The sequence below is a fragment of the Rhodopirellula maiorica SM1 genome (assembly GCF_000346295.1).
Classification (GTDB): domain Bacteria; phylum Planctomycetota; class Planctomycetia; order Pirellulales; family Pirellulaceae; genus Novipirellula; species Novipirellula maiorica.
On record NZ_ANOG01000629.1, the window covers coordinates 1 to 7,379 of the forward strand.

Consider the following 7,379-nt stretch of genomic DNA (forward strand, 5'->3'; position numbering starts at 1 on the left):
CACATCGTCGTAATCCCAGAATTCTTGCACGACCGCTTCACAATCGGGATAGTGTGAACCATCGTCGCCGACGCGTTGCCGAGTGGCAGCAAGTCGCATCTTCAACTCACCTACCAATTTCGCATACTCGGGATTGTCATACAGATTACGTGTTTCGTGAGGATCGTTTTTGAGGTCGTATAGCTCCCAACCCGGCGGTGTCTGGTAGCCTCCGTCGTAGTTGCAGCCGTAGTAGTAGATCAACTTGTGAGTCTTTGTACGGATGCCGACATGAGCCGGATTGTCGTGATGAGCCATGTGCATCCAGTAGCGATAGTAGGCTTCCTGTTTCCAATCGTTTGGCTCTGTGCCGTTTTCCAACAATGATTTGAACGACCGGCCCTGGACCGCATCGGGGATCTTGGCTCCGGCGAAGTCAAGCATCGTGGGACCGTAGTCAACATTCTCGATGATGGTGTCGAATCGCTGCCCTGCTTTGACCGTTTTCGGGTAGCGGACTAAGAACGGCATCCGCTGCGATTCTTCGTACATCCAGCGTTTGTCCTGGTAATCGTGTTCACCCAGCATGAATCCCTGGTCGCCGGTGTAGATAATCACCGTGTTATCGAGTTGCCCGGTGTCCTCGAGATGTTTGAACAACCGGCCGAGGTTGTCGTCGATACCTTTGACACAACGCAGGTACTTTTTAAGGTAAGCGTTATAAGCCAACCGGGTATTCTCTTCGTCGCTATAGTTGGCCGGATCGTAGTTCTCAGGAAACTCATCCGGATACATCGTCGGCAGATCGAGTAAGTAGGAACGCCGGGGATTGCGTCCGCCAATCGACGTGCCAATGTGCGGCAGCAGCTCATCGTCAGCGCCTCGCGTTGCGATCGAACCAAACTTAGGATCACGTTTCAAAAGCGTCTTGGGTTCTGGGATGTTAACGTCCGCAAGGTAGGACTCGTAGCGTTCCGCGTTGTCGAAATAGTCGTGCGGTGCCTTGTAATGGTGCATCAGAAAGAATGGCTTTTCTTGGTCCCATCCGTCCTTCAACCAGCCCAGTGTCAGATCGGTAATCACGTCGGTGACGTGCTGTCCATCGAACTCGATCTTATTCTTGCCCCATGGCTTTTCGCCACGAACAAGGAACTTCGGATCGTGGTAGTCTCCCTGACCGGGCAACACGCAGTAATGATCGAAGTCCGCTGGTTCAACCTTCAGGTGCCACTTGCCGATCATCGCAGTCTGATATCCGGCATCGCGCATCTGAATGGCGAGCATTTGCTTGCCAGGTTCGACGGCCCCACTCAGATCAAACGCTCCGTTGACGTGGTTGTACTGCCCCGTCAACACACACGCTCGCGACGGCGAACAGATTGAGTTCGTGCAGAATGCGTTGGTAAATAATGCACCTTCTTTAGCCAGCCGATCGATATTCGGCGTTGGAGCGACATCAGCCAGCCGGCCACCGTACGCGGAAACCGCGTGCGCCGCGTGGTCATCGGACATGATGTACAAAATATTTGGGCGATCGGCGGCTATGACGGCCGATGTTGCCATGGTTGTCATCAGCAACAACATCGCTCGCAGGATTGCCAGCCCAAAACGTACGCCGCTGAGATTCCATCGCGTCACGCCATCGATTACATACGCCGTCGCTGAGGTTCTGCGTCCTCTTCGGCCCGCTACCAGCCTCGGTTGCACGTTTAACATATCGATATTCTTTCCAATCATCATTTTACGGTTATCGTAGGTACTCGCTATCGATGGGGTCATCGCAGCATGCTCTTCTGGCCGAGCCCCCAATTATCTTAATTGATTTGCCTATCTCAATTGATTTTCAGAACGTAGGCGAACTCGCATGGCTTCGACGCTGGCAGATCCACGTGAAGCCCCTGCGCATCGCGTTGCCACCCAATCGCGGACTGGCTTCCGAGTAGTTTGATGGATCGTACCTCAACCGATTCGTTGCCCGCCTGATCGGCAAGCGACTTGATCGAGACGCGTCCCGATTCTGGCCAATCAAGTAGAATCGCAAAGAGCGATTCGCCTTTCCGGGTGAAGCGAATGTCTTGCGACGTAAATGGCTGATCCTTGTGTTCGGCTAAGTGCCCCGTCGTCGTCTTGGTGGGACCTTCGCCGTAGGTCTTCCAATAAGTCGTTCCGTAGATCGCTTCGCCGTTGACACGCAGCCAATCGCCAATGCTGAGCAAAATCTCGCGGTCTTTTTCGGGAATCGTGCCATCAGCGCGAGGACCAACATTCAGCAGCAAACAACCATTTTTCGAAACGATGTCGACAAGGTCGTCGACCAGCCGCCCCGCCGATTTGTATTTCTGGTTCTCGGTGTACCCCCAGGAACTGCTGCTGATCGCGGTGTCGGTCTGCCAAAACGGAACACGGATCGCATCCATCTTGGAACGTTCCAGATCAAGAACCGCAGCGCCTTCGGGAAAGGCTTGCCATTTGTAATTGATGATCCCAAGTGGCCCTTCGCGATCGGAGGTGACGTTGTAATAGTAGGCGGCGAATCGCTGCAGATAGGCCGAGTAGTGATTGTCGCTGTAGTGCGTATCTTGGTTGGCAGTAATGCCAAAATCGAACCAAATCAGATCGGGATTGTATTTGTCCACGATCTCGCAAGTTCGCGCCAACCAATCCTCTTTGAACTGTTCGTCTTGCGGTTCAAAACGCGATTGGTAGTCAGCCGCATCGTCCTTGAACAGGAACGGCATCGGCCGACCATACAAACCTGCGTACTTTGGATCGGCATTGTCAAAGTTGGGTCTTCGCACATAGTACTTCCAGTTAAAGGCACGATGACTGCTGAGCCCTAATCGCAAGCCTCGCGAGCGAATTGCCGATCCTAGCTCGCCAATAATGTCGCGTTTCGGCCCCATTTCCGTTGCGTCCCACTCGGTGAAGCCGCAGTCATACATTGGGAACCCATCGTGATGTTCGGCCACCGGCACGACGTACTTCGCTCCGGCCTGTTGGAATAGATCGGCCCAGGCGTCGGGATCAAATTTCTCGGCTTTGAATTTCGGAATGAAGTCCTTGTAACCAAATTTGGACTGAGGACCGTACGTGTCGATATGATGCTGATAAAAGTTGTCGCCACGTCGTTTGGTATCGATATACATTTGCCGCGGATACCACTCGCTGCCGAAGGCGGGCACACTGTAGACGCCCCAGTGAACGAAAATCCCAAACTTGGCATCCTTATACCACTGGGGGATCTCAACCTTTTCCAGAGACTCCCAGGTCGCTGCAAACGGACCTTCATTGATCTGGGCATCGATTTGCTCGATCGCCTCAGCAACCTTGGGATGCGGAGCCATAGGATCGGCGGCCGATACCGGAGCGGATGGGCCTAGCGATCCGACAGCAAGTGCGCCGCAGAGGACGACGGACGAAATCGATTGTCTGATCATTCGCATTTTCCTTTGTGTATTAGCCGTGATGTTATTACGTAATCTTAATCATCGCCTTGATGACTCCCGAGTCCGGCGCGATCCATTTGTCAAAAACTTCGGGGACGTCGTTAAATGACGCATGGTGCGTTATCCAGGGGTCCGTGTTGATCTTGCCCTCTTCGATCAAACGAACGATCCGCTCAAAATCGCCAGGCATCGCGTTGCGGCTTGCTAGCAAAGTCAACTCGCGACGATGGAAGACGGCGGCGTGAGGAAATTGCAGATCATTTTGGGTGATCCCCACGTAAACGACACGTCCCGCAAAGGCGGCGAACTCAAACGCTCGCACCATGCTGTGATTGTTTCCGGTGGCGTCCACGATCACATCTGCCAACCGCCCGCCGCCAAGCCGCTGGATCGCTTCGATGTCTTGATCATTTCCTTTGAGCAGCACGGTGTTTGCGACCCCCATTGAATCCGAGACAAACTGCAACCGCTGCGGATTGATGTCTGCCACGATAACGTTGGCATCCGCCAGTCTTCCGAATTCCAATGCCGACAAGCCAATCGGACCGGCGCCAAGAATCAATACGTTTTCGCCGCGCTCGGGTCTGCCGCGATCGACCGCATGACAGCCGATGGCCAACGTTTCGACCAAGGCTGCTTGGTCGTAGGTGAGCGAACCGGCCCGATGCAATTTTCGTGCGGGAAGAATGACCTGATCGGTTAGTCCGCCATCACACATCACGCCAAAGGTTTGGTTATGCTCGCAGCAATTGGTGTGTCCACGCAGACAGGAATCGCATTGGCCGCAGTTCAAATAAGGCTCAACGCAACAACGGTCCCCTGGTTCGATGTTGCTGACACCTTCACCCACCGCCACTACCTCGACTCCCAACTCATGCCCAGGAATTCGCGGAAACGCAAAGAACGGGAACTTGCCTAAATAGCAGCCGACATCGGTACCACAGACGCCCATTCGATGGACACGAACCAACGCATCGCCCGCACCGGGTTCCCCCGGTTCCGGAATATCGATCCGCTTCCATGTTCGTACGTCGCTGATTTGCAGAGCTTTCATCGTTAATTATTCTCCGGAAGTCCTTCGCTATGGCTGATGTTGTGGATGGGCTGCAATATTTCCAGAACGTCTACGAGCAGTTCTTCATCGATTGGTTGGCGGATCCAATCGGCCCACTTACGTATATTCGCCGGGTTGGCGCTGCCGGCCACGGTCGTCGCCAAGTCGGGATGGTTGCATGAGAATTGAAGGGCAAGCCTGGCAATGTCGACACCGCGACGCTCACAAAGCTCGGCAGCAGCCCGTGCAGCCTGACGCACTTCCGCAGAATCCTTGTGCCAACTCGGCAGCGGTGCATTGGTCAACAGTCGTGCCGCAAACGGCCCTGCATTCATGATCCCGACACCCTGTGGCTTTAACTGTGGCAGCACGTCGTCAACAAGCCGTGTGTTCTGAAGCGTGTATTGGTTGTACGACATGATGCAGTCGAGATCAGCTTGCGAGGCAACCTCTTTAAACACCTTCATCGGATATCCGCTGATTCCGACACACCGGACCTTGCCCGCCGCTTGCGCCTTCCTAAGAGCAGGAAGTGTCTCTTCGATGATTTGAGTCAGCGGCACAAATTCGATGTCGTGGCAGAGCACAATGTCCAGGTGGTCGGTACGCAGCCGATGCAAACTGACGTCGACGCTCTCGGCCACTCGCTTTGCCGAGAAATCAAAATGATTGACGTCGAATCGCCCCAGCTTTGTGCAAAGCATGTACTGGTCTCGAGGAACATCTTTTAAGGCGACCCCCAACAGCACTTCGGACATGCCGCGGCCATAGTAGGGCGACGTATCGATCAGGTTCATGCCAAGTTCAAGCGCGGCGTGCACACTGGCAAATACCTCGGACATTTCGACGTTGCGAAACTCGGCCCCCAGCGATGACGCACCGAAGCTGAGAATGGGCAACTCGAGCCCCGTTTTGCCAAGCGGCCGTGTGGGAAGTGTTTCAACACTCATAAGATTCTCCTATCGGATAAACGACGGCTTCAGGTAATTCACGACGCCAATGCGCGTAATTGCGCCGCCACATGGTGCGAGAACTGGTCGTCCGAGCTCAACGTCACGTTTCTAAGAAGTGCTCGATTCGCCTTTTGTTTCCTCGCCTTTTGTTTTCTTTTCGCTTATCATCGTAGGTCCTACGATTGTGGGCTCCATAGCCAAACCCGAACCGCCCATAGCTTTTCTTAACTTAGACGAATGACCACCGATCCCGACTTTGTATCCCGACAAACGCACGATGCGAAGCGTTTTTATCTGAACCTGCAGCCGTCTGAGAAACAGCCCTTGTCGCTGGTGTGCGGAGGAGTCGAACGGATGGACGCTGACTATGTTGTCGAGCGAACCGATTTTCCGTATTACGCTATCGAATGGGTCAGCGAAGGCCGCGGATTGCTGAGCATGGGTGGAAGAGAACACGAATTGGCGATCGGATCGCTATTCGCCTACGGCCCCGGCATCCCGCACCGGATCCTTAACTTGGCTCCAGACAACATGCGAAAGTACTACCTCGATATCGCGGGGACCGAGGCGGCCGAGCGACTGAAAAAACTAGGACTGCTAGAGGGGCGTCCCATCACGATCGGACGACCGCACGAATTTGTCGAACTGTGGAACTTGATCGATCGTGAGGCGCGAGACGCAGGGGACCACGCTCATTCGATTTGCGAAATGTTGATCCGTGTCGTTTTACAAAAGATTCAGCAGCGAATGGTTTCGTCGGGGCCCGGGGAATCGTCGGAAGCCTTCCAGACATTTGAAATGGCACGCCAGCTGATCGAAGAACGTTTTCTTGAATTCCGGACTGTCGAAGAGGTTGCCGCCGAGATCGGATTCTCACCAATCTACCTATCACGGCTATTCAAGCGATTTGCGGGCTCCGGTGCTTATCGATATCTGCTGCGTTTACGAATGAACTACGCAGCGGAATTAATCCTCGAACGTGGTCTTAAAGTCAACGCGGTCGCAGAACGCCTTCGGTACGCCGACGCGTTTCAATTCTCACGCGCCTTTAAACGCGTCTATGGAGTCCCACCAAGCTCGCTCTCGAAAACCTTTTCCCCAAACCCACGCCGCTAAAGAAACGTTCGAAAAGAACTTCGCTGGTTTGAAATTTGTTGGACGAACACAAGCTCTCTGGTAACAAATAGGGCCGTTGCGTTAGAGCTTTTTGGAAATGACGGGGTCGACCGCCCGCTTTGGTGGCAGTGGACGAGGTTCCTGTGTCGCTATGAATTCGCGAATTGCCTTTGCAACGCGTTTCGGAAATCAATCAGTTGTTCGGCAGGCAATTGGTTGATGCCAGCTGCCGCACTGCGTCCGCCACCGGTGGGGAATTGTCGACACAGTTCATCGGCGCCGGATTTAGTCGACAGCGGCGCGCGGACGCTGACGAGGTAGTCGCCGGACGGCAAACGGCTTGCCAACGCGTGCGCGCGATCAGGGTTCTGTCGCGCCAATTGGTTGCTGTACACCCCACTGACGCGCCGCGAAAACGGTTCGTCCGGAAACACAAACAACGCACAATTCGATGTTTCCAGCTCGGGATCGATCGACGATGCCCGATCCATGTCGCTATCGAATCCTTGCTGGAGCACTTCAAACGTATCGTCCGATGTCATGAACTCAAAAGGATCGGCGTAAGGTTGAATTTTCAGGTACAACTGGTCCGGCGCAAAGTACAAGTCGTCAATCGTGCTGCCGTACCCGTTGTAGTTCAACAGGGTACCTAGCGTTTCGAGTTGTCCTATTTGCGGCTCGGTTAATGACAATGGGGTTGCAGCCGTCCTCGCCGCATCGTGCAAGTTATCTCCAAATAACGCGACGACAGCCCACGGCAGAAATGCATTGTCAAGGAATTGGTTCACCAACCATCCTGTGCATACGTCACCGGCAGTGTCGATATGAGTC

General features: G+C 54.0%; 6 protein-coding genes. 1 reads left to right on the forward strand and 5 read right to left on the reverse strand.

Features of this window, described 5'->3' with window-relative positions; genetic code table 11:
- The 4 genes from RMSM_RS20250 to RMSM_RS20265 all read right to left on the reverse strand — a co-directional run.
- Positions 1-1,563, reverse strand: a 1,563-nt coding sequence (locus RMSM_RS20250; RefSeq protein ID WP_040768456.1) for a sulfatase family protein, incomplete at its 3' end; no start/stop codon positions are given.
- Positions 1,564-1,811: 248 nt separating this feature from the next.
- Positions 1,812-3,422, reverse strand: a complete 1,611-nt coding sequence (locus tag RMSM_RS20255; RefSeq protein ID WP_008700390.1) for an alpha-L-fucosidase — start codon at positions 3,420-3,422, stop codon at positions 1,812-1,814.
- A 28-nt stretch (positions 3,423-3,450) separates the two neighbouring features.
- Complete coding sequence (locus RMSM_RS20260) at positions 3,451-4,479, reverse strand: zinc-binding alcohol dehydrogenase family protein (protein WP_008700392.1); 1,029 nt, start codon at positions 4,477-4,479, stop codon at positions 3,451-3,453.
- 2 nt (positions 4,480-4,481) lie between these two features.
- Positions 4,482-5,429 (reverse strand): aldo/keto reductase, encoded by a 948-nt coding sequence (locus RMSM_RS20265; RefSeq protein WP_008700394.1) that lies wholly within the window; start codon positions 5,427-5,429, stop codon positions 4,482-4,484.
- A 240-nt stretch (positions 5,430-5,669) separates the two neighbouring features.
- Between RMSM_RS20265 and RMSM_RS20270 the strand changes: the two genes are divergently transcribed.
- Positions 5,670-6,548, forward strand: a complete 879-nt coding sequence (locus RMSM_RS20270) for a helix-turn-helix transcriptional regulator (RefSeq protein ID WP_008700396.1) — start codon at positions 5,670-5,672, stop codon at positions 6,546-6,548.
- Between the two features lie 149 nt (positions 6,549-6,697).
- On the opposite strand, the gene RMSM_RS20275 is transcribed toward RMSM_RS20270, so the two are convergent.
- Positions 6,698-7,379, reverse strand: a 682-nt coding sequence (locus RMSM_RS20275; protein ID WP_040768458.1) for a hypothetical protein, incomplete at its 5' end; no start/stop codon positions are given.

Excerpts from the sequence above, each read along its gene's own strand:
- RMSM_RS20265 (WP_008700394.1), bottom strand. The coding sequence starts at position 5,429 with ATGAGTGTTGAAACACTTCCCACACGGCCGCTTGGCAAAACGGGGCTC.
- RMSM_RS20270 (WP_008700396.1), top strand. The coding sequence starts at position 5,670 with ATGACCACCGATCCCGACTTTGTATCCCGACAAACGCACGATGCGAAG.
- RMSM_RS20255 (WP_008700390.1), bottom strand. The coding sequence starts at position 3,422 with ATGCGAATGATCAGACAATCGATTTCGTCCGTCGTCCTCTGCGGCGCA.
- RMSM_RS20260 (WP_008700392.1), bottom strand. The coding sequence starts at position 4,479 with ATGAAAGCTCTGCAAATCAGCGACGTACGAACATGGAAGCGGATCGAT.